Source organism: Streptomyces sp. NPDC088762, from assembly GCF_044750905.1.
In the GTDB taxonomy this organism is placed as follows: domain Bacteria; phylum Actinomycetota; class Actinomycetes; order Streptomycetales; family Streptomycetaceae; genus Streptomyces.
This window is the reverse complement of the sequence record NZ_JBIVKT010000031.1, coordinates 1-20,535: the sequence shown is the minus strand read 5'-3', so window position 1 is coordinate 20,535 and position 20,535 is coordinate 1. Positions and strand designations below refer to the sequence as shown.

The 20,535-nt window shown below is 74.2% G+C and carries 12 protein-coding genes; 6 read left to right on the top strand and 6 right to left on the bottom strand.

All coding sequences use genetic code 11. The annotated features are described in order from the left end of the window. Positions 1 to 243 precede the first annotated feature (243 nt). Positions 244 to 1,476, bottom strand: a complete 1,233-nt coding sequence (lhgO, locus tag ACIP5M_RS35680; RefSeq protein WP_401205199.1) for an L-2-hydroxyglutarate oxidase — start codon at positions 1,474 to 1,476, stop codon at positions 244 to 246. 29 nt (positions 1,477 to 1,505) lie between these two features. Continuing rightward, a complete protein-coding gene (locus ACIP5M_RS35675; protein WP_401205196.1) occupies positions 1,506 to 3,203 on the bottom strand; it encodes a sporulation protein in 1,698 nt (565 codons plus the stop codon). 629 nt (positions 3,204 to 3,832) lie between these two features. On the opposite strand from ACIP5M_RS35675, the gene ACIP5M_RS35670 reads away from it, so the two are divergent. Continuing rightward, positions 3,833 to 6,064, top strand: a complete 2,232-nt coding sequence (locus ACIP5M_RS35670) for an asparagine synthase-related protein (RefSeq protein WP_401205193.1) — start codon at positions 3,833 to 3,835, stop codon at positions 6,062 to 6,064. A gap of 23 nt (positions 6,065 to 6,087) precedes the next feature. Here the strand turns inward: ACIP5M_RS35670 and ACIP5M_RS35665 are convergent, their stop codons facing one another. After that, the gene (locus tag ACIP5M_RS35665) at positions 6,088 to 7,419 is read right to left on the bottom strand and encodes an MFS transporter (protein ID WP_401205191.1); all 1,332 of its coding nucleotides are present in this window, start codon (positions 7,417 to 7,419) and stop codon (positions 6,088 to 6,090) included. A gap of 143 nt (positions 7,420 to 7,562) precedes the next feature. Here ACIP5M_RS35665 and ACIP5M_RS35660 point away from each other — a divergent pair, with 143 nt between their 5' ends. Together ACIP5M_RS35660 and ACIP5M_RS35655 are read left to right on the top strand one after the other, a co-directional pair. After that, complete coding sequence (locus ACIP5M_RS35660; protein WP_401205189.1) at positions 7,563 to 8,069, top strand: MarR family winged helix-turn-helix transcriptional regulator; 507 nt, start codon at positions 7,563 to 7,565, stop codon at positions 8,067 to 8,069. Between the two features lie 85 nt (positions 8,070 to 8,154). Continuing rightward, positions 8,155 to 11,364, top strand: a complete 3,210-nt coding sequence (locus ACIP5M_RS35655) for a BTAD domain-containing putative transcriptional regulator (protein WP_401205186.1) — start codon at positions 8,155 to 8,157, stop codon at positions 11,362 to 11,364. Here ACIP5M_RS35655 and ACIP5M_RS35650 read toward each other — a convergent pair. Both ACIP5M_RS35650 and ACIP5M_RS35645 read right to left on the bottom strand, forming a co-directional pair. Continuing rightward, positions 11,351 to 13,348, bottom strand: coding sequence for a sigma-70 family RNA polymerase sigma factor (locus tag ACIP5M_RS35650; protein WP_401205184.1), 1,998 nt, complete (start codon positions 13,346 to 13,348; stop codon positions 11,351 to 11,353). The genes ACIP5M_RS35655 and ACIP5M_RS35650 overlap by 14 nt on opposite strands. A 247-nt stretch (positions 13,349 to 13,595) precedes the next feature. Continuing rightward, on the bottom strand, positions 13,596 to 14,369 hold the full coding sequence (locus ACIP5M_RS35645) for a TetR/AcrR family transcriptional regulator (protein WP_401205181.1): 774 nt from the start codon (positions 14,367 to 14,369) through the stop codon (positions 13,596 to 13,598). A 427-nt stretch (positions 14,370 to 14,796) separates the two neighbouring features. Here ACIP5M_RS35645 and ACIP5M_RS35640 point away from each other — a divergent pair, with 427 nt between their 5' ends. Together ACIP5M_RS35640 and ACIP5M_RS35635 are read left to right on the top strand one after the other, a co-directional pair. Beyond that, entirely contained in the window at positions 14,797 to 16,143 is a 1,347-nt protein-coding gene (locus tag ACIP5M_RS35640) for an NAD(P)/FAD-dependent oxidoreductase (RefSeq protein WP_401205208.1), read from the top strand. 161 nt (positions 16,144 to 16,304) lie between these two features. Then, on the top strand, positions 16,305 to 18,131 hold the full coding sequence (locus tag ACIP5M_RS35635; RefSeq protein WP_401205205.1) for a SpoIIE family protein phosphatase: 1,827 nt from the start codon (positions 16,305 to 16,307) through the stop codon (positions 18,129 to 18,131). A 67-nt stretch (positions 18,132 to 18,198) separates the two neighbouring features. Here the strand turns inward: ACIP5M_RS35635 and ACIP5M_RS35630 are convergent, their stop codons facing one another. Beyond that, positions 18,199 to 19,503 (bottom strand): MFS transporter, encoded by a 1,305-nt coding sequence (locus ACIP5M_RS35630; protein ID WP_401205202.1) that lies wholly within the window; start codon positions 19,501 to 19,503, stop codon positions 18,199 to 18,201. A 133-nt stretch (positions 19,504 to 19,636) separates the two neighbouring features. On the opposite strand from ACIP5M_RS35630, the gene ACIP5M_RS35625 reads away from it, so the two are divergent. After that, positions 19,637 to 20,173 (top strand): MarR family winged helix-turn-helix transcriptional regulator, encoded by a 537-nt coding sequence (locus ACIP5M_RS35625; RefSeq protein ID WP_069921218.1) that lies wholly within the window; start codon positions 19,637 to 19,639, stop codon positions 20,171 to 20,173. Positions 20,174 to 20,535 lie beyond the last annotated feature (362 nt).

Sequence of the window (20,535 nt, the reverse complement as noted above, 5' to 3'; positions counted from 1 at the left end):
GGGGGGGGGCCCGGGGGCCGCGGGGGGGGGGGGGGGGGGGGGGGGGGGGGGGGGGGGGGGGGGGGGGGGGGGGGGGCGGGGGGGGGGTGTCGTCCGGGACGGGCTTCGATGTTCGGCGCCTTGGGGGAGTGCGTCGGCGGGCGGGGGCGTGCGCCGAATTCATCTCGTTTTAGTCCCGGACGACACCCCACCCCGCCCCCGACCCCTTGGGCCGGCTGCTGCGTTCCGGGGATCGGCGAAGGCTCAGGAGGTGCGGAGGGTCTTCAGGGCTCGGGTGGCGATTTCTCGGCCGATGGGGAGGGAGGCGGTTGCGGCGGGGGACGGGGCGTTCAGAACGTGGACCGTGCGGGGTGCTTCGCGGATCAGGAAGTCGTCGACCAGGGTGCCGTCCCGCAGGACGGCCTGGGCGCGGACTCCGGGTTCGGCGGGGTGGAGGTCTGCCGGGGTGACGGCCGGCAGGAGGCGCTGTACGGCCTGGGTGAAGGCTCGCTTCGAGAGGGAGCGGTGGATCTCGCCCGCTCCGTAGCGCCAGTGCCGTGCGGCCATGCGCCAGGATCCCGGCCAGGCCAGTTCGGTGGCCACGTCCCGCGGGCGGATCACCGACCAGCCGTAGCCCTCGCGCGCCAGCGCCGGGACGGCGTTGGGGCCGACGTGGACCCCGCCGCCGATGCCCCGGGTGAGGTGGACGCCGAGGAAGGGGAACGCCGGGTCGGGAACGGGGTAGACCAGGCCCCGGACCAGTTCCGGGCGGGCCAGGTCGTAGTACTCGCCGCGGAAGGGGATGATCCGCATCCCGGGGTCGTCCCCGGCCAGGCGGGCGATCCGGTCGCACTGGAGCCCCGCGCAGTTCACCAGCACCCGGGCCCGGACCACCAGGCCGGAGGTGGTGCGGACCGCCACCGCGGAGGGGCGGCGGGAGATCAGGTCCACCGCGCTGTTGTAGATGATCCGTGCCCCTGAGGACTCGGCCAGCTGGGCCGTCACCAGGCCGTAGTCCACGATGCCGGTGCTGCCGACGTGGATGGCGGCCAGGCCCCGCACCTGGGGTTCGTACTCGGAGATCTGCGCCGGACCGAGCTCTCGGACCGGGATGCCGTTCTCCCGGCCCCGCTGGACCAGTGCGTGCAGCCGCGGCAGCTCCTCCCGCTCCGTGGCGACGATCAGCTTGCCCGTCACCTCGTGCGGGATCCCGTGCTCCGCGCAGAACTTGACCATTTCGGCGGCGCCGCTGACCGCGAACCGCGCCTTGAGCGAGCCGGGGCGGTAGTAGATACCGCTGTGGATCACCCCGCTGTTGCGGCCCGTCTGGTGCCGGGCCGGGCCCTCCTCCTTCTCCAGGACGACCACCCGGGTCCCCGGAGCCAGGCGCGACAGGGCATGCGCCGTCGACAGGCCGACGATCCCGCCGCCGATCACCAGCACATCGCAGTCCACGCCACCGCCCACGCCGACACCTCCCACCCCTGCATACTGCACCCCGCCACTGACAACGTGGCCATGCGGGTCTACGCCTGCGCCACCAGCAGTGGCCTGGCCCGCTCGCGCAGTTCCGCGACGCGCGGCTCGTCCCCGTACGGTTCCAGGCGGTGCAGCAGGTCCCGTACGTATTCGGTCGTCCGCGCGGAGGAGATCCTGCCCGCCACCTCGACCGCCCGGGTGCCCGCCGCGCAGGCCGCGTCGAGATTGCCCGACTCCAGCTCGGCGACCGCGCTCACCACCAGGCGGAGGCCGTGCGACCGTACGTACTCCTCGGTGGGCCGTGAGAGGGCCTGTTCGGTGAAGCGGCGGACCTGGCGGGGGAGTTTGAGGTCGCGGTAACACTCGGCGGCGTCCGCCGCGAAGCGGTCGTACGAGTAGAAACCGAGCCAGGTCGGGTCCGGGTCACCGTCCCGGGAGCGTTCGAGCCATCCCTCGGCCGCCCGCAGCGCGGCCCCCGCGGCCGCCGAGTCGCCCGCCTTCGCGTGCGCCCGTGCCTCGACCAGGCGGAAGAAGCTCATGGTGCGGGCGGTGGCCAGGCCCCGGTTGCGTTCGACGGCCGCCTGCGCGAGGTCCACGCCCTCGTCCGGGAAGTCCCGGTAGGTCGCCTGGAGGGACATCGACGCCAGGACGTACCCGCCGAGCGGTACGTCCGCGGCGGCGCGGGCGAGGCGCAGCGCCTGGATGTAGTAGCGCTGGGCCGCCTCCTGCTGGCCGGTGTCGAAGGCCATCCAGCCGGCGAGCCGGGTCAGTTCGGCCGTCGCGCCGAACAGGGCGCGGCCCACCTCGTCGGTGTAGGAGCCGAGCAGCAGCGGCGCCGCGTCCACCCGCAGGCACTCGGGCACCATCGACGAACGCCAGTCCCCGCCCCCGTACTTGGAGTCCCAGCGGCGGGCGTCCTCGGCGGCCTCGCGCAGCTTGGCCACATCGCTGTGGCCCACGCGCTGGCCGTGGTCGCGCTGCGTTTCGGGTGCGGGCCGGGCGGGCACAACGGTGGACGGCGGAGCCGTACGGCCTCCTGCCGGTGCCGGCGCAAGGGCTCGTGTGCGCGGCTCCGCGGCGGGCGCGCCGTGCGCCGGTGCGTCCTGAGGCGAGGGGGGCCGAGCGGAGATGCCCGATGCCGGTGTGCCGGAGGTCGGAGCGCCGGCTGTCGGAGCGCCGGCGGTTTGGGTGCCGGTGGTCTGGGTGCCGGTGGTCTGGGTGCCGGATACCGCGGTCGCCGGTGCCGGCGCGCCCGATTCCGGAGTGGCCGGTTCGCGCGCCACCGAGCCGTCGGCGGGAGATATCAGCCAGCGCGAGGCGGGCGTCGCGTACGCCGCCACCGAGAACGAGCCGGCCAGCGACTGCCAGATCCCGCCACCGCCGCGGCGGCCGGCGAAGTCGAGCCGGTACAGGTCCGTGGCCGAGCGCACCGCCGCGCCCACGTCGCGCGGGAAGGACAGACCGACCTCGGGCGCGGGGTCCGCGTCCGCCAGTCCGATCTCGTGCAGCGGCACCGGCCGCCCCAGCTTCGCGCCGATGGCTGCCGCGATCAGGTGGGGGGCGGCGCCCTGGGGCACCATCCCCTTCGACACCCACCGGGCCACCGACGTTTTGTCGTACCGCAGCGTCAGACCGCGCTGCGCGCCGAGGTCGTTGACCCGCCGGGCCAGTCCCGCGTTGCTGATGCCCGCGAGGGCGAGGACGGCGCCGAGCTTCTCATTGGGCTCGCGGAGCTCCCTGGACATGCGCCACCCCTCGTCACACGCGGAACGCAGACGCCGCCGGGGCATAGGCGCCCGGCATTTCGTAAACCCAGCGTAGTTCCCCGCCTCCCAAGCGTTAAGGCCCTTACTTCCGTATGGCGGGATTGTTGTCCGTTTGCACAGTCCCGCCCGGGCCCGTACCGGGGCGCACGTGTCATCGCGTGCTCCGCCCGTGTGGCCGTGCGCCCGCCCGTGCGCTCTGGCCGGTGGGCGGGCCCGGCGATTCGATGTGCGGTGCGTGGGTCGGCCCGCTGCGCGGATCGGGCGGGTCGGGGGATGCCGCTGCCTCAATCCCCGCGGGTGGCGGAACGGTCCGGGGGGTGGTTTCCGCCTCCCGGACCGCGCCCGCGCATCGCGGGCCGGCCCTGCGTGCCGGCTCTCAGTACGGCCGAAGAATGGCCGAAAGCGACCTATGGGGCGGGTGGAACGGAACGCCAAATACCGCGTGGCGGGGGCGTGTTCGTTCGCATGTGCGCCCCCTTTAACCACTCTCGCACGCCTGTCCCGTGGCAGCATGGACCCGAGCCATCCGGGGTCCCGCCGACCGCGCCCTCAGCGCCGTCCGTGCTGCCCGTGCCCCGGTCATGTGCCCACAGGCTGGGGAGGCGGCGGTGCGCTGGTTGGTGGGGTGGAGCAGTATCGCCGCGAGCTTCGGCACGGCCGGCCGCGTCGCGGGACACCGGCCCGGGCAGGGCTCCGGACACGGCTCCGGCCAGGGCGGTTACGGCCAGTCCGGCTACGGCGAGAGCGGCGGCGCCCCCCTTCAGGGCGGCATCGCGGACGCCGCCCACCCCGACGACCCCGGCGCGGACGCCGAGCGCACGGTCCACCCCGTGGGCGCCCAGCTGCTCTGGGGAGACCCCGACCCGCTGTGGGCCGTCGGCGACTGGCGCCCCGACGAGATCCGGACCCTCACCGCCGACCCCGCGGACCCCTTCACCCGGCTCGCCGTCCTCGGCTGCTGCGGCGCCACCGACGCCGAACTGCGCAGGGCGCTCTACGCCGCCCGCGGCGGGGCGCTGCGCCACCTCACCCAGTGGTCCGGCAGCTACACCGCCGTCGTCCAGGCCGGTCGCCGCATCACCGTCGTCGGCGACCTCGCGGGCGCGCGCCCCGTCTTCTACACGCCCTGGGCCAGCGGCACGGCGTACGCCACCGCCGCCCTCCCCCTGGCCGACCTCATCGAGGCGCAGCTCGACATCGGCCATCTCGCCGCGCTGCTGGCCTGCCCCGACAGCCCCGAGGCACTGGGCGACGGCACACCGTACGCCGGCGTCCGCCGCATCCCGCCCGGCCACGCGCTGATCCTGCGCGAGGGCTCCCGGGAGATCACCGGCTACGAGCCGGTCGCCTCCCTCGCGGTGGCCGCCCCCGAGGCCGATCCGGCCCGCGCGGTGGAGGGCGTACGGGAAGCGTTGGTGGATGCCGTGCGCGCCCGGCTCACGGCGCCCCGGCATGCTCCCGACACCCTGCCGCCGTACGATCCCGGCCCCGTGCCCGGCATGGGGCCGGCCGACCGGCGCGCCGCCCGCGGCGCCCCGGCCCCGGGTGTCGGCGCCGATCTCTCGGGCGGCAGCGCCTCCGCGACCCTCGCCCTGCTGGCGGCCGGCCTGCCGGGGGCGCCGGGCACCCTGCTGAGCCCCGCCGGGGCGCGCCTGCTGGCGGTCACGTTCAACGACCTGGCCACGCCGCAGGGCCGAGAGGCCGAACTGGAACGGGCCCGCGCCATCGCGGCCGACCCGCGCCTGCACCACGTGGTGGTGGCCGCCGCCGAGGAGGCCCTCCCGTACGCCGAGCTCGACGGACCGCTCACCGACGAACCCGGCCCCTCGCTGGTCTTCGCCGCCCGCGAGCGGCGCCGGCTGGCCGCCGGCAGCGCCGACCACTTCACCGGCCACGGCGCCCGCCAGGTGCTGGACGCGCACCCGGCCCGCATGGCCGACCTGCTGATGGACCGCAGGCGGCGCCACCTGCTGCGCCCGGTGGCGGCGCTGGCCCGTTCGGCCTCCGCCTCCGGAGCTTCCGGGGAGTCCCTGCTGGTGCCGCTGACCGTGTACTCCGCGGCCCGCAGACTTTCCCGTACGAGCTACCGCGCGGGCATGGAAGCCGCCGCGGCCCGGCTTCGCGAGGGCGGGGTCACCGAGCACACTTCCGGTCCGGTGGACGCTTCCCTCGCCGCCCTGACCTGGTCCCGGCCGGGCCCGGCGGCGGGCTGGCTCACGGGGGAGGCCCTGGCGGAAGTATCGATCCGCCTGCAGGCCGCCGCCGGCCGGCCCCCGCTGTCGCTGCGCCCCGGCGAGGCCCGCGCCCGGGCGGCGCTCGCCCGGCACGCCGCCGACCACCGGGTCTTCGAACAGGCCGTGGAGGTCCGCAGCCAGCGCCTGCACGCGCCCTTCCTCGACAACCAGGTCGTCCGCGCCGCCCGCGCGCTGCCCGAATCCCTGCGCGTCCAGCCCGGGGCACGGGCCGCAATCCTGCGCAGCGTCCTGAACTCGGCCGGCGTGCGCGAACTCCCGCCCGGATGGGGCGCCCCGGCCCACACTCCGAACGAGACCGCGACCCGGCTGGGGCTGCGCGCCGCGCTGACCGAGCTGCTGGACCTCTTCGCCTCGCCGCTGCTCGCGGACGCCGGGCTGATCGAGGCCCGGGTGGTGCGCCAGGCCCTGCTCGACGCGGCGGACGGCCGTCCCGTGCCGCTGGACGGGCTGGCGGAGCTCGTCTCCATGGAGCTGTGGCTGCGCCGCCTGCTGGCCCGTCGCGGCACCTGCTGGACCGGCACCTCCACCGCGCGCCGCCGGGCGGTGCCGGAAGGGGTCCCCGTACACCGCCCTGCGCTGTCCTGACACTCCGCGACCCGGAAGAAGGCTCAGGCGCCGAGCACCAGGGCGGTCGCGACGGCCGGGCCGAAGGCGCCGCCGAGCTGGTAGCAGAGGGTGAACAGGCCGATGGCCGTGGGGCGCTGGGCCTCGGGGGCGGCCGAGGCGGCGTGTACCGACAGGACGGCATTGGCGCCGGTGGCGGTGAACACGGCGCCCAGGAGGGCGGTCAGCAGCAGCGGGCCCCAGCTGGCGAACGCCGCGGTCACCGCGGCCAGCGCGCCGATCCCGGTCAGCACCGTGCGTACGGCCGTGCGGCCCATGCGCGCCGAGGCCGCGGCCAGCAGCCACGACAGCGCCGACCCGGTCAGCAGGGCCACGAGCTGCCCGGCCCCGGCCGCGCCGCGGTCCCAGCCGGCACGGTCGGAGAGCAGCCGCGGCACCGCGAACAGCAGGGTGAAGTACGAGCCCGAAAGCGCCAGTGCGAGCAGCGCCGAGCCGAGGAACACCGGCTTGCGCAGCAGGGCGAGCGGTACGAAACCCTCGGGGCGCCGCCGTACGTGCAGGGCGAGGGCGAGCGCGGCGACGGCCGCGGAGCCCAGGGCGGCGGCGGGGAACCGGGGCAGCAGGACCAGGGCCGTGGCCAGCCCCGTCAGCAGCGCTGCGCCGCGCCCGTCGAAGCGGCCCTGCGCGGGCGCGGGTCGCGTCGCATAGCGGCTCACCACCGGGACCGCCAGGACCGCGACCACCGACACCGAGAGCGAGAGCCGCCACGAGACGGCCTGCGCGAGCTGGACGCCGAGGAGCGGGCCGGCCGCGCCGAGCACGCCGAAGCCCGCGGTGATGACGCCCATGCGGCGGGCCGAACCCGCCAGGCTCATCGCGGCCGCGATGAGGCCGGCCCCGCCCGCCGCCTGGGCCGTCCGCCCGAGGAGTGTCAGGGGCAGCCAGGGGGAGGCCGCGACGAGGAGGGTGCCGAGCAGCAGGAGAGCGCCGCTCAGCCGGAGGGCCGGGCGCAGACCGCGGCGGCGGAGCAGGCCGGCCAGCAGAGGGGTGCCGACGGCCGAGGCCCAGGCGAAGGAGGTGACGAGCCAGGCGGCGGTGGAGGGGGAGACGGCGAGGGAGCGGGCCATGTCGGGAAGGATCAGCACGGGGGCGTTGGCGCCGGCGGCCATCGGCGTGGCGAGCAGGGCCAGCCAGAGGACGGGGACGGTGGCCCGGCTCGCGGCGGGGGGCGACGGGGTGGCCGTGCTCGTGGCCGCATCCGCGCTCGCCCTGCCGGCCGCTTGCGAGCCGGCCCTGGCGCTCACCCTCTTGCTCGGGCTCGGGCTCGCCCTCTTGCTCGTGCTCCTGGTCGCGGTCGTGCTCCTGGCTGTGGCCATCGATGGCCTCCCCCGTCAATCTCAAGCTTCAGAATCTCAACGTTGAGATAAAAACAGCCGGATCGTCTCAACGTCAAGTGTCTCAACGTTGAGATAATGTGGGCGGTGGTGCGCGGCGAGCAGGAACCGGAAGAGGACGCGAGATGAGCGACGCAGTAGACGCGATCGTCGGCCAGTGGGTGGCGGAGCGCCCCGACCTGACGGACGGCCTGTGGGCCGTCGAGGTGGTGGCCCGGATCATGCGCATGAACCGGATCGTCGAGAAGCAGCTGAAGGCCTTCGCGGCCGAACGCGACCTGGAGGTGGGCGAGGTCGACATCCTCTTCACCCTCCGCCGCTCGGGCCCCCCGTACGCGCTCACCGCCGGCGCCCTCATCCCCGCCGCCATGGTGACTTCGGGCGCGATCACCAACCGCATCGACCGCATGGAGGCCAAGGGCCTGGTCGAACGGGTCCGCGACGGCCGGGACCGCCGCTCCGTCCGGATCCGGCTGACCGACCACAGCCTCGAGGTCACCGAAGCGCTGATGAACGACCACCTGCGCCACTACGCCGAGCTTCTCGCCCCGCTGGACCCCGCCACCTGCGCCACGGTCGCGGGAGCCCTGCGCACCCTCCTCGAAGCCAACGGCGACACCTCGATCACCTGAGCCCGGCCGCCCGATCACCCGAGCCGCCCCCGCGGCCCCCCGAAATCGACTGCCGCCCCCGAGCGCGGCCAGGCAGAATTGGCCGGTGCGGTATCTGATCCTCGGCGTCACCGAGGCACGCGACGAGACCGGCGCCCCCCTCCCCATAGGCGGCGCCCGCCTGCGCGCACTCCTCACCGCCCTCGCCCTGCGCGCCGGCGGCCCGGCCTCGGTGGCGGTCCTCGTCGACGAGGTCTGGGGCGACGACCCGCCCCTCGACGCCCCCGCCGCCCTCCAGGCGCTGGTCGCCCGGCTCCGCCGCGCCCTCGGCGGCCGGGACAGCATCCACGCCGACCCCGCCGGCGGCTACCGCCTCGCCGTCGACCGCGACGACATCGACCTGCACCGCTTCACCCGGCTGGCCGCCCGCGGCGCCCACGAGCTGGCCGCCGACCCGGCGGCCGCCGCCCGCACCCTGCGCACCGCCCTCGCCCTGTGGCGCGGACCGGCCCTCGCCGACCTGCCCGAGCCCGGCCGCGCCGCCCACGCCGCAGCGCCCGAGGCCCGCCGCGCCGCTGCCCTGCGCGACCGCATCCAGGCCGACCTGCGCAGCGGCGCCACCGCCCCGGCCGCGCTCCTGCCCGAGCTCGAAGCGCTGATCCACGAGAACCCGTACGACGAACCGCTGCGCGCCCAGCACCTGCGCGCCCTGCACGCCGCGGGCCGCACCGCCGACGCCCTCGCCGCGTACGAGCGCGCCCGGCGCACCCTCGCCGACGCCCTCGGCACCGACCCGGGCCCCGAACTCCGCGCCCTGCACGCAGAACTCCTCGACCCCCGGCCGCACCCCCAGCCCGGCCCGCCGGAGGCGCGCGGCAACCTGCGCCCCCGCCTCACCTCCTTCGTCGGCCGCGAGCCCGAACTGGCCTCCCTCCACGCCGACCTGGCCCGTCTGCGCCTGGTCACTCTCACCGGCCCCGGCGGTTCCGGAAAGACCCGCCTCGCCGAGCACGCGGCCGCCGACCACCCCGAAGCGGCCTGGATCGTCGAGCTGGCCCGCCTCGACCACCCCGCCGCCGTCCCCGGCGCGGTCCTCAGCGCCCTGGGCCTGCGCGAGAACTCCCTGGTCGCCCGGGAGAACACCACCACCGCCGCTGCCGCCGCCGACCCCGCCACCCAGCTCGTCGAACACTGCGCGCACCGCAGCCTGCTGCTCGTCCTCGACAACTGCGAGCACGTCATCGGCGCCGCCGCCGAACTCGCCGAGCTGCTCCTCACCCGCTGCCCCGGCGTACGCATCCTGGCCACCAGCCGCGAACCCCTCGGCGTCCCCGGCGAGAGCGTCCGCCCCGTCGAGCCGCTGCCGCCCGACCCCGCCCACCGTCTCTTCGCCGACCGCGGCGCCTCCGCCCGCCCCGGCTTCACCCCCGACGAGGACCCGGCGGCCTGCGCCGAGATCTGCGCCCGCCTCGACGGCCTGCCGCTCGCCATTGAACTGGCCGCCGCCCGGCTGCGGTTGCTGACCCCGCGTCAGATCGCCGACCGCCTCGACGACCGCTTCCGCCTCCTGACCAGCGGTTCCCGTACGGTCCTGCCCCGCCAGCAGACCCTGCGCGCCGTCGTCGACTGGTCCTGGGACCTCCTCGACGAGCCCGAGCGGACGGTCCTGCGCCGCCTGTCCGTCTTCGCCGGCGGCTGCGACCTCGCCGCCGCCGAAGCCGTCTGCGCGGATCCGAGTTACGACGTCGCCGACGTCCTCGGATCCCTCGTCGACAAGTCCCTCGTCCTGGCCGAGCCCGCCCCGGACCCCGACGGAGCCGACGGCATGCGCTACCGCATGCTGGAAACCATCCACGAGTACGCGGCCGAGCGCGCCGCCGCCGATCCGGCGGACCGGACCGCCACCACCCGCCGCCACACCGGTCACTTCCTGGCCCTCGCCGAGCAGGCCGAACCCCTCCTGCGCTCCGCCGCCCAGCTCCCCTGGATCCGGCGCATCGAGACCGAGCTCGACAACCTCCGCGCCGCGCTGCACCACGCCGCCGTCGTCGAGGGCGACACCGAGACCGCCCATCGCTTCGCCTTCGCCCTCGGCTGGTTCTGGTGGCTGCGCAACTACCGGGGCGAGGGCGCCGAATGGACCTCCCGGATCCTCGCCGCCACCCCCGTCGAGCCGCCCGAGGGCTCGCCCGCGTACTGGCGCCACATGCGCCTGCACGTCCTCAACATCTTCCTGCTCGCCGAGAGCCGTCCGGCCGAGACGTTCCGCACCCCCGAGTACCGGTCCCTCGCCGCCCGCATAGAGGCGGCCTTCCGCCACGGCTCCCCGGAGACCACCCGCTTCCCCGGGATGCTCTGGCCCACGACGGCCTTCCTCACCGGTGACGCCCTCGCCTTCCACGCCAACCTCGACCTGGCCGTCGCCCATTGCCGCCGGTACGCCGGAGACTGGGAACTCGGCGTCACCCTCATGCTCCGCACCCACGTCGCCATCGACCTCGCCGGCGGCCTGTCCACCGTCGACGAGAACCTCGCCGAGCTGCGTGAGATCGCCCGTCGGGTGGGCGACCGCTGGACCCGTGCCCAGGTCGCGGGCGCCGCCGGCGAACTCGGGCTCTCCCGCGGCCGGTACGACTCGGCCCGCGCCGAGTACGAGGAATGCCTGCGTCTGGCCCGCGAGGTCGGCGCCCACATCGAGGCGCCGTTCGCGATCGCCCGCATCGCGGAGGCCGCCTTCTGCTCCGGGGACGCGGACGACGCCGAGCGGCTGGTCGCGGAGGCGGATACCGAGGCCGACCGGTACGGAGTCGTCGACGTCCGCGCGTTCAACCGGCTGCTCTCGGCGGCGATCAAGGTTCACCGCGGCGACTTCGACGGGGCCCGCGCCGCATACGACGAGGCCCGGAGCCTCGTGACCGAACTCCTCGTGCCGCCGCAGATGACCGCCGGGCTGGACAACCTCGAAGCCGTCCTCGCCGCCCACAAGGACGGCCCCGGGGCCGGGCTCGCCCTGATCGGGCCCGCCCTCGCCACCGCCGTCGAGGCCCACTGCGCCGAACGGGTCCTGGCCGGGCTCGCCGAGACCGCCGCCCGGCTGCTGGCCGACGCCGACCGGCCCGCCGAAGCCGTACGGGTCCTCGCGGCGGCCACCGCCTGGCGCGCCGGCCATCCCCGCTCGGCTCCCGAGCAGGCCGTCGTCGACGGGCTCCCGGCGCGCACCCGCGCCCTGCTCGGCCCCGCCGGTTATGCCACCGAGGAGGCCGCCGGCGCCGCGCTCGGCCCGGCCGACCTCGCGGCCGCACTCACCGGCAGCTGATCACCGAGTCGGCCCAGCTCGCCAGCGCGGGCAGGCGGCCCTGGCCGGCCCGCTCCACCACCAGCCGCAGCGTCTTGCGTCCCGACAGGGAGACGTTGACGGCCGCCGGCGGGTCCCCGTACCCGAGAGCGGCGGACTGCCACAGTCGCTGCCCGTCGGCGAACACCGAGAACCGCACCGTGCCGTCGGTCCACAGCGACAGGCCGTCCACCCCGGCCTGCGCCGAGAAGGCGGTGCACTGCCGGTTCAGGACGATCTCCACGGAGGAACGGGAGTTCACCGTGATCCCGTTCGCGAAGCGCCGGTCGCCCACTTCCAGCCCCCAGCGCTGCCACACCCAGCTGCTGCGCCAGGTCTGGATCTCCGGCTCGCCGTGGTCCCCGTACGCCGAGTGGCCGAGCCGGGCCAGCCGGAAACCCTGCGGCGGCTTCGGCGCGGGCGGCGTCGGCTTCGCCGAGGGCCCGACCGGGGACGGGCTGGGCGGCGGCGAGGGCGGCCGCTCGCGGCTCGCCGAAGGGGAGGGGGACGCGGAGTGCGCAGGCGCCGGGGGCGCGACGGCCGCCGGCCTGGAAGGCGTCCGCTCCGGCCGTGGCCCTGCGGAGGCCGGCGCGGGCGGTGGTTCCTCCCGGGGCGGGCTCGGCTCCGGCGTCGGTGCGGCGGGAGCGTCCGGCACCGCCGGCGCCGCCGCACGGGGGGCGGGCTTCGCCCGGGCCTGCGGCTCGGGGTCGTCCCCGGCCAGCGCGAACACCAGCCCGGCGGCCGCGGCGACCGCGATCCCGGCGGCGATGGCGGCCTTGGCGGGCAGCCCCAGGCCCTCGGACACCACGGCACCCCCGGCCCCGGCCCCGGACCCCCCGGCAGCACCCGCCCCGGCCGCACCACCCGCGGCTCCGGCCCCCGCGGCTCCGGTCCCGCCCGCGGCAGCCGCGGCTGCCGCGGCCCCACCGGCGGCGACGGCCCCGCCGGCCACCACCCCGGCCGCCTTGGCCGCGTACCCGGCGGCGAACCACCCGATGACCGCGACCGGAAGCAGCGCCGGAATACCCGCGTTGACGTCCTTGAGCTCCCCGGCGGCCAGCCGGCACTTTGCGCACTCCTCCAAGTGCCTGCGCAGCCCTCGCTCCGCCCGCGTCCGCAGCCCACCGCGCGCATAGGCGCCCAGCCGGTCCGCGTACCGCGCGCAGTCGCCGCCCTCACTCAGCGCCGCACTCACATGGGCTTGCAGGTACGCCTGCTTGAGCCCCTCGCGGGCCCGACTGGCCAGCACAGCCGTCGCGTTGGCGCTCAGCCCGAACAGCGGCGCGATCGCACTCGGCGAGGCCTCCTCGACGGTGGTGTGCCACAGCACGGCCTGCCACCGCTCCGGCAGGCTCCGGAAGGCCTGCATGGCCAGGGACTGCTCGGCCTCGTGCATCGCCCGTACGTCCGCGCCCAGTTCGAGCGTGTCGTCCCCGGAGAGACCGGCCAGCCCGCCACCCTCCGTACCCGTGGCCGCCTGCTCGGCGAACACGGCGAAGTCCTCGACGAGATGCTCCCGCCGGGCCGTCTTCGCCCAGGCCGCCGCCACCCTGCGCACGGTGGTCAGCAGATAGGCCCGCACCGACTGGTCCGGCCCGGCCCCGCCCCGCACCGCCTGGAGCGTCCGTGCGAACACCTCGGCGGTCAGATCGTCGGCGGTGTGCCCGTCCCGGCAGCAGGTCCGCGCGTAGCGCCGTACGGCATCGGCGTGACGGCGGAACAACTCCTCGTACGCCGCGTCGTCACCGGCCCGCATCCGGCCGAGCAAGTCCCCGTCGGAGGGCGGCAGATCGCCGCCGCCCCCCGAGTCACCGGTGCCCGGACCCGATCCCCTGGGGCCCGAGCCACGGGATGCGTGCCGCCCGCCGCGCTCGCGCTGAGCCGGTACCTGCCGGGCCGGCAGACTGCCCGCCCCGACCTCGCCGCCGGTGCCTCCGAGTGACTCTTCCCGCCCGTCAACGCCCATCGCGGCAGCCCCCGCACGACACACTCAACCGGTCCACCGATCAAGCGTGGCACACGGCGGGTGCACGCCGGACCCGTCTGCGCACCTTCCACCCATCCGGGCACAATTCGACGAATCGCCCTGCTGACGAACCGCCTCGGACGAAGACGCCGATGAAGCCGCCGATGAAGAACGCGGACGACGAGCCCGGCACGACCCGGCACCACACCGGACGACCGCACGGGTCAACGCGCAGTCGCGCAGGCGGTCACACCGTCCGGGAGCGCAGCCCCTCGAGCAGGATGTCGAGCAGCCGCGTCGAAGCCGCCGCCTGCTGCGCCGGGTCGGGCAGCGCGGGCGCCGCCGTCGCTATCACCAGCAGCACGTCGGCCACTGTGACGTCCTTGCGCAGCTCCCCGGCCTCCCTGGCGCGGTCCACGAGCCGTCCGACGACCTCCAGCAACGCACCCGCGCCGGCGTCGTCCGAGGGCTCGTCCTCGACCGGCGTCCGCGCGCCCACGACCCGCAGGTCGGGAGCGGTGCCCGCCACGACGGCCTGCCGCTGGTGCGGAACCCGCGCCGCCTCCGCCTCCTCGACGCCGTCCTCGCTCGCCGAACCCACCCGCAGCACCTGCGGCGGCAGCAGCCGCCCGGCGCCCGAGGCGACGGAGGTGCGCAGGAAGCGCGACAGCGCCTGCCACGGCTCCTCCTCCTGGCCCAGCGCGGTCCTGGCCTGCTCGGTCAGCCGGGCGGTCTCTTCCTCGGCTATCCGCCGGACCAGCACGTCCTTGCTCGGGAACCGCCGGTACACGGTCCCGACGCCGACCCGCGCACGCCGCGCGACGTCCTCCATCGGAGCGCCGTAGCCCAGCTCGCCGAAGACCTCGCGGGCCGCTCGCAGGACGTGCTCCAGATTGCGCTGGGCGTCGACGCGCAGGGGCGTGGACCGGCCCACGGCATGCGTGGTGCCGCTCGCGATGCCCCGCCCGTTGTTCTCGACCGAGAGCGCGGTCACAGAACCATGGAAATCGGAAATGTTCATATGTTTCCCCCGGTAATCATTTGTCTCCCCCCGGAGACACTCCCCGCCTTCACGTCGAGGGGGCCATGGTGGTCTGGGCCCGGTTCTGCTCCTCGACGAGATACGAACATAGTTGAGCCAGAGTCAATTCAGAAGAGGCAGCCCCGGACGGAGCACCGCCCGATCGGAGCATTCACCCCCACTTTTCCGTTCCGTCCCCTCGGAACGCCCCGCTCCGCCCCTTCTGACCTGCGGATTTCCGTCCCGGCCCAAGGTCCGCTTCCACCCCGTCCCACCCCCACCTCCGGTCACACAATTTGTCGGGCCTGTGGACAAACTCCCGGCCACGTTGCGTCATGGGGTGGTGAAGGCTGCTAACTCCCGGGGCGCGGCCCCCGGTACCCCGCCCCGCACGCGCATCCTCGTCGTCGGCGGCGGCTACGTCGGCATGTACACGGCACTCCGGCTCCAGCGAAAGCTGAGATCCGACGAGGCCGAGGTCACGGTGGTCACCCCCGAGCCCTACATGACGTACCAGCCCTTCCTCCCCGAAGCAGCCGCCGGCTCGATCTCCCCCCGCCACGTGGTCGTTCCGCTGCGCCGCGTCCTCGACAAGTGCCGCATCGTCATCGGCGAGGCCCAGCGCATCGACCACTCCAAACGCACCGCGACCGTCTCCACCCTCGCCACCGCCGACGAGGGCACCGGCCCGCGGGAGATCGAGTACGACGAACTCGTCCTCGCCCCCGGATCCATCTCCCGCGCCCTCCCGGTCCCCGGACTCGCCGACTACGGCATCGGGTTCAAGACGGTCGAGGAGGCCATCGGCCTGCGCAACCACGTCATCGAACAGATGGACATCGCCTCCTCCACCCGCGACCCCGGGGTCCGCGACGCAGCCCTCACCTTCGTCTTCGTCGGCGGCGGATACGCGGGCGTCGAAGCCCTGGGCGAGCTGGAGGACATGGCCCGTTACGCCGCGCGCTACTACCACAACATCAAGCCCGAGGACATGAAGTGGCTCCTGGTCGAGGCCAGCGACCGGATCCTCCCCGAGGTCGGCCCCGAGATGGGCGTCTACACGATCCGCGAACTGCGCCGCCGGAACATCGACGTCCGCCTCGAAACGCGGCTCGAATCGTGTGAGAACCGCGTGGCCGTCCTCAGCGACGGCGCCCGCTTCCCCACCCGCACCGTCGTCTGGACCGCCGGCGTCAAACCGCACCCGATCCTGGCCGCCACCGACCTGCCCAAGAACGAACGCGGCCGCCTCGCCTGCACCGCCTTCCTCACCGTCGAGGGGGTCGAGCACGCATGGGCCGCCGGCGACGCCGCCGCCGTACCCGACATCACGGTCCCCGCCGGCACCGCAGAGGGGCCCGGCCGCGAATGCGCCCCCAACGCCCAGCACGCCCTGCGCCAGGCCAAGGTCCTCGCCGACAACCTCGTCCACGCCCTGCGCGACGAGGTCCTCACCGAGTACGCCCACAAGTACGCGGGTTCCGTCGCGTCCCTCGGACTCCACAAGGGCGTTGCACACGTCTACGGCCGCAAGCTCAAGGGCTATCCGGCCTGGCTCATGCACCGCGCCTACCACCTCAGCCGCGTCCCCACCTTCAACCGCAAGATGCGGGTCCTCGCCGAATGGACGCTCTCGGGCCTCTTCAAACGCGAGATCGTCTCCCTGGGTTCGCTCGAACACCCCAGGGCAGAATTCGAACTGGCCGCAGGCGGTGGCCACAAGGCCCCTCCACCGAACCCCGCCCCCAACCCCCCGCAGGACAGCCAGGGCTGACGCTGTCAGTGCGGTCGGCCACACTGGACGTGTGACCATGGGTGGGCTTACACCTGCACAGAGTCACATCGTCCCGTCAGTCGACCGCTACTGGGGGCACCTCCCGGCGGCAGCCGGGGGAGATACAGCGACCACTCGCGACACCACGAGGCTTGAACGCAGTGAACTTCACGCGCTGGAGCGCCCGGTTTCCCGGAACGCAGCGCCGCGCCGCCGCCCGATCCGAACACGCCGCCGCCGCCCAGGCCAAGCGGGGTGAAGGCTCCGTCCCGGCAGCCCGCGGCGGCCGCGCCGACCCCGGAACCGAGCGGCCCACGCTCCCCGCGGACGGCGGCCCCGCCGACCCCACGGTCTCCGGCACCGGCACCACGCCGTCCACCGCGACCGGCACGGCCACCGGCCCTGGTACCGGCCCCGGTACCGGCACCGCCGCCACACCGCGGACAGGCGTCCTCGCCCCCGTGCCCTCCCCTGACGTGCTCTCCGTACGCGAAGTCCTCGGCCGGCTCCCGGCCCTGGTCGCCCTCGTCCACGGCCCCGAGCACCGCGTCGCCTACGTCAACGACGCCTACACCGCCGGCTTTGGCGCCCGCACCCCCGGCGCGCCCGCCCACGAGGCCCTCCCCGAGCTCGGCGACCTCGGCCTGCTCCCGCTCCTCGACCAGGTCCAGCGCAGCGGCAAGCCCCGTACCGCCAAGAACCGCACCGCACCGGGCGGCACCAGCTCGTACACCGTCACCTGCACCCCGGTCGAGTTCCCCACGACCGGCACCGACGGCGACACGGACCCCCACCCCACCGGCGTCCTGATCCACCTCGCCGACGTCACCGACCACGCCGAAGCCGTCGAACGGCTCCGCGCCAGCGAACGCCGCCAGCGCGAGGCCGCCGTCACCCTCCAGCGCTCCCTCCTGCCCCAGGAGCTCGAACAGCCCGACGACCTGCGCGTCGCCGCCACCTACCAGCCCGGCGGCACCGAGGCGGCCGTCGGCGGCGACTGGTACGACGTCATCACCCTCGGCGCCGGCCGCACCGCCCTCGTCATCGGCGACGTCATGGGACGCGGCGTCCGCGCCGCCGCCGTCATGGGCCAGCTCCGCACCGCGGTCCGCGCCTACGCCCGCCTCGACCTCCCGCCCCACGAGGTCCTGCAACTCCTCGACGGCCTCGCCGCCGAGATCGACGCCAGCCAGATCGCCACCTGCGTCTACGCCGTCCACGACCCCAACGAGGGCCTGCTCGCCTACGCCTCCGCCGGCCACCTCCCGATCCTCGTCCGCGACGAGGACGGCACCGTGCGCAGAGCCGCCGACCCCACCGGCCCCCCGCTGGGCACCGGAGGCTGGCTCCACACCTCGGGCACCATCGCCCTCGGCCCAGGATCCACCGCCGTCCTCTACACCGACGGCCTGGTCGAACGCCGCGGCGAGGACATCGACGAAGGCGTCGCCGCACTGGAACGCGCCCTCTCCGGCGCCCAGGGCACCCCGGCCGTCATCTGCGACCGCCTGATGCGCGCCCTCGGCGTGGACGCGGACCACGACGACGACGTCGCCGTGATGGTCCTCCAGCAGCCCGCCCGCACCGGCCCGGATGCCGAGCTCTTCCACAACGCGGCCCTGGAACTCCTCGGCGGCATCGAAGCCGCCCCGCGCGCCCGCGCCTTCGCCCAGGGCGTCCTCGCCTCCTGGCGCTTCCCCGTCGAGCTCTGCGACCTCGGCGTCCTGGCCGCGAGCGAGCTGGTCGCGAACTCCCTCCAGCACGGCACCCCGCCCATGCGCCTGCGCCTGCGCCGCACCGACCGCCGCCTGATCATCGAAGTCACCGACGGCGACGACCACCTCCCGCGCCGCCGCCGTGCCGAACCGGCCGACGAGACCGGCCGCGGCATTTCGATCGTCGCGACCATCGCCTCGTCCTGGGGATCCCGCCGCACCCCGGGCGGCGGCAAGGCCGTCTGGTGCGAGTTCGCCCTGCCGGACAAGTAGCCGCACACACGGAAGGCCCCGGTCCACAGGACCGGGGCCTTCCGCACGTCAGATACATCGATACGACTCAGACGGAGACCGTCTCGGCAGTCTTGACCGGCGCCGTCCCCTGCGCCGGCGCCGGCGTCCCCTGCGCCACGATCCGGCTCACCAGCGACGGGTTGTCCTGCACCGGGCTCAGCTGCCTGCCGAGCCGCAGCGCCAGACCGGCGATCCCGAGCGAGACGAGCACGAACACCCCGATGTAGAGCATCGGAATCCCCGCCCCCAGCGGCACACCCAGCGGCCCGAGCGCCAGCGCCATCTGCTTGACCAGTGCGAAGGCCGAGTTGTACTGGCCCACGGAACCCTCCGGAGCCAGGTCGGCCACGAGCGGCGCCAGGGTCGGCGACAGCATGGCCTCGCCGATGCCGAAGAGCGCGTACGTACTGACGAACGCGGCGGCGGCCATCGTCGCGCTGCCGTGCCCCAGCCCCGAGAAGCCGGCGATGACCCAGGCCACGGTCCAGATCAGCCCGACCAGCGCGATGACCCGCGACCGGCGACGCTTCTCGACGAGCCGCAGCACCACGAACTGGGCGACGACGATCGCACCGGTGTTGGCGGCCAGCGCGAACCCCAGCGTGGACGGCGAGATCCCGGCGGCCTCGGTGCCGAAGGCGGCCAGACCCGACTCGAACTGTCCGTAGCAGGCGAAGAACAGCACGAAGCCCAGCAGGCACAGCTGCACCATGGCCTTGTGCCGGAGCAGCCGCTTCCAGCCGCTGCCGCCCGCCTGGGACGGGTCCTTCGGCAGGGCGTCCTTGATGCTCGGCACCTGCGGCATCCGCACGGAGGCGATGATCCCCGCCAGCACCAGGAACATCACGGCCTCGATGCCGAACAGCAGCGTGAAGCTGCCGGGCCGGCTCTCGTCGACGATCTGGCCGCCGATGAGCCCGCCGATGCCCAGCCCGAGGTTCTGCATGAAGAACTGCATGGCGAAGGACCGGGTCCGGGTCGCCGGCGTGGAGCACCACACGATCATCGTGGCCAGCGCCGGCTGCATCACGGCCTGCCCGGCACCCAGCGCGAGCGCGGACAGCAGGATCGGCACGACGGAGGTGGAGAGCCCGAGCGACAGCGCACCGGCCGAGGCGGTGACGGCCGCCCCGATCACCACGGGCACGGGACCTCGTCGGTCGATGACCCGACCGGTGAAGGGCAGCGCGACCAGAGCGCCCAGGGCGAAGGCCACGAACGCGCTCGTGGCCGCCATGGATCCCAGACCTCGCACCTGCGCCACGTAGATGTAGAGGAACGGAACCGTGAAACCGATGCCGAACGCGGTCAGCGCGTTGCCGGCCTGGATCCGCCGCATCGCAGCGCCCATCACCTTGGTCACTTCTCACCTGCCTTTGAGAGCCGAAGACTGAAGACCTCAGTACTTCACACCTAAACTTCAATCCTTAACTCTACACACCGAAGGAGTTAGACGCCAACGTGTTCGTGCCATACTTCGACCCATGGGTGACACCCCCGACGGCACCACGCCCGTCCACGAGCCGAGCCTCGATGAGCAGATCGCCGTCTACCAGCGCGAGTTCCAGGACCTCGACCCCCAGGTCGAGAAGGTGGTCTCGGCCCTCAGCCGGCTGAACCGCCGCATGAACGTCGCGTACGGACGCCAGACCGCAGCCCTGGGCATCAGCAACGCCGAGTGGGAGGTCCTCAAGGCCCTCGTGATCTCGGGAGCCCCCTACCGGATGGGCCCGAGCGAACTCGCGAAGCAGCTGGGCCTCACGCCGGCGGCGATGACCCACCGGATCGACCGCATGACGGCGGAGGGACTGGTCACCCGCGAACGGGACGAGTCCAACCGGGTCCGCGTGATCGTGGAGCTCACGGACGAGGGCCGCAGCAAGTGGCTGGACGCGATGCGCGCCGCCACGGTCTTCGAGGAGGACCTCCTGCAGGACCTCTCGACGGCGGAGCGCGGCGTCCTGGGCGACATGCTCACCCGGCTGCTGGACCGAGTGGAGGACCTCCAGTCCCCCAGCTGACGGCCGTGAGCTCAGGGGTTGACACACCCTCCACGGATCCGTAAGGTTCTTCGAGTTGTCCCAGAGCCGGAAGGTTTCGGCGACAACAAATCCCGCCGCCTCGTTGCGGCACCCAACTCAGCACGATCTCCCACTGGGAACGAATTCGGCATGCCCGAATTTATTTTCGAAGGCCGATTATGAATCGCCGGGGAAATCCACTAGAGTTCAGGAGTCGGAAGGGCCCAACAGCCCGGAAGACAAACCCCGCTGACTGGGGGTCAGGCCCGAAAGAGTCTGATAGAGTCGGAAACGCAAGAACACAGAACGAAAGCCCGGAGGAAAGCCCGAGAGGGTGAGTACGAAGGAAGCGTCCGTTCCTT

Excerpts from the sequence above, each read along its gene's own strand:
- ACIP5M_RS35675 (WP_401205196.1), bottom strand. The coding sequence starts at position 3,203 with ATGTCCAGGGAGCTCCGCGAGCCCAATGAGAAGCTCGGCGCCGTCCTC.
- ACIP5M_RS35665 (WP_401205191.1), bottom strand. The coding sequence starts at position 7,419 with ATGGCCACAGCCAGGAGCACGACCGCGACCAGGAGCACGAGCAAGAGG.
- ACIP5M_RS35660 (WP_401205189.1), top strand. The coding sequence starts at position 7,563 with ATGAGCGACGCAGTAGACGCGATCGTCGGCCAGTGGGTGGCGGAGCGC.
- ACIP5M_RS35650 (WP_401205184.1), bottom strand. The coding sequence starts at position 13,348 with ATGGGCGTTGACGGGCGGGAAGAGTCACTCGGAGGCACCGGCGGCGAG.
- ACIP5M_RS35645 (WP_401205181.1), bottom strand. The coding sequence starts at position 14,369 with ATGAACATTTCCGATTTCCATGGTTCTGTGACCGCGCTCTCGGTCGAG.
- ACIP5M_RS35640 (WP_401205208.1), top strand. The coding sequence starts at position 14,797 with ATGTACACGGCACTCCGGCTCCAGCGAAAGCTGAGATCCGACGAGGCC.
- ACIP5M_RS35630 (WP_401205202.1), bottom strand. The coding sequence starts at position 19,503 with ATGGGCGCTGCGATGCGGCGGATCCAGGCCGGCAACGCGCTGACCGCG.
- ACIP5M_RS35625 (WP_069921218.1), top strand. The coding sequence starts at position 19,637 with ATGGGTGACACCCCCGACGGCACCACGCCCGTCCACGAGCCGAGCCTC.